This window comes from Brachyspira catarrhinii, assembly GCF_005518285.1.
Taxonomy (GTDB): Bacteria; Spirochaetota; Brachyspiria; order Brachyspirales; family Brachyspiraceae; genus Brachyspira; species Brachyspira catarrhinii.
Genome location: NZ_SJDU01000857.1, coordinates 1 through 328 on the forward strand (window position 1 = coordinate 1; position 328 = coordinate 328).

Here is a 328-nt window from a genome sequence, read left to right on the forward strand (position 1 = left end):
CGATTATGGATTTGTTTTCGGGCGGGGCTTTATTTAGATTTTCAATATTGGCTTTGGGTATTATGCCTTATATATCCGCTTCGATTATCATGCAACTTCTTGGAGTGGTTATTCCCGCGTTGGAAAGAATGCAAAAAGAGGGAGAAAGCGGAAGAAAGAAGATAAATCAATATGTTAGATATTTGACTTTAGTTCTTTGTATAATACAATCCGCCGCTATGGCAAGTTGGATTCAGAGTATAGAAGAAGGCGCTATGATATATATGAATCCTGGTTTGGGTTTCGTTCTTATAGTAGTCGCTACCGTTACGGCTGGAATTCTGTTTTT

General features: G+C 38.1%; 1 pseudogene. It reads left to right on the top strand.

Features of this window, described 5'->3' with window-relative positions:
* Positions 1–328: pseudogene (locus EZH24_RS13665) on the top strand (preprotein translocase subunit SecY); the annotation flags it as partial.